Origin of the sequence: Arthrobacter sp. NPDC057388, from assembly GCF_042668165.1 — a bacterium.
Taxonomy (GTDB): domain Bacteria; phylum Actinomycetota; class Actinomycetes; order Actinomycetales; family Micrococcaceae; genus Arthrobacter.
In genome coordinates this window covers 1-1,337 of sequence record NZ_JBHVBL010000106.1, presented here as the reverse complement: position 1 = coordinate 1,337, position 1,337 = coordinate 1, and the positions used below count along the sequence as shown (strand labels likewise).

The window sequence follows — 1,337 nt, the reverse complement described above, 5'->3', positions numbered from 1 at the left end:
CACCATGTTTGTAAAAAGATGCGTAAATCGTTATGTTTAAGAATGTCTACGCATTTTACTATGATTATTCTTGTCCAAAATTTTTGTTCTTTTTAACGAAACGAGGCATTATAATTAACCTATAGTCACATTAAAAAAATAATAGAATGTAAAGGGGTGCTTGTCAAGAAAAGTGTGTAAGTTATTCTAGATATTTCTTCACACGTTCCTTTAGGTGGTCATGAACTAATAGTTGATTCATGACCATAGCCCATTGCTGGATGCGTCCACCATCCCATTTCTTTTCTAATTCTTTTGTTCGTAAAAACAATATTTTTAATAGGGCATTCTCATGGGGGAATGCTCCTTTTTTCGTGACTTTTCGAAAGCTAGAGTGGATACTTTCAACGGCATTTGTAGTGTACATGATTTTACGAATATTACCACCATAATCGAAAAGTTGTTCCACATGAGAAAAGTTTCGTTTCCATACGTCTACAGCTCCAGGGTACGTAGACCACTGCTTTTCAAAAGATTCAAATGCACTGTGACAAGCCTTAAGGCTTGGAGCTCCATACACTTTCTTTAAGGCAGCAGTAAAAGGCTTGTAGTCTTTACTTGGTATATACTTAATCGAATTTCGAATTAAATGAACAATACATCTCTGTACGGTCACATCAGGAAAAATCGCACGTGCTCCTTCTTCCAGACCACTAACGCCATCCATTGAGAGAAAGAAGATATCTTCTACACCACGAGATTTGATTTCATCAAAAATTTGCATCCATTTATGTTTACTTTCCGTTTCATTCAACCACAAACCTAGAATGTCCTTTTTACCTTCTATGGTATATCCTAGTATTGTGTAAACGGCATACTTCTTCGTTTCATAGTCATTACGAATGGTTGTGTAAAGACAATCGACAAACACAAAAGGGTAACAGTTACTTAAGGGACGATTTTGCCACTCTTCTAAATTAGGAAGTACAGTATCCGTAATGTCGGATACCATTTCATGAGATACAGAAAAGCCATAGATGTCTTCTATCGTGGAAGAAATGTCTCGTTGTGACATTCCTCTGGCATACATCGAAATGACCTTATCCTCTATAGAGGATACATCTCTTTTACGCTTTGGAATCAACTGCGGTTCAAATGAACCATCACGATCACGGGGGACTGCAATTTCAACTTCTCCTGCCGTTGTTTTCACGATCTTTTTGCCATATCCATTTCTTCTATTTCTTGTTTCTTTTTCTCCCTTGTCATTGGATTCATAGCCCAAATGGTGATTCATTTCACCTTTTAGCATTGACTCAAACATGGGACCAAATATGTCTTTTAATGCTTCTTGCATA

1 protein-coding gene is annotated in these 1,337 nt (G+C 36.9%); it reads right to left on the bottom strand.

From position 1 onward, the window contains the following. Positions 1-181: 181 nt before the first annotated feature. Positions 182-1,337, bottom strand: a 1,156-nt coding sequence (locus tag ACFUTU_RS21405; protein WP_014479132.1) for an IS256 family transposase, incomplete at its 5' end; no start/stop codon positions are given.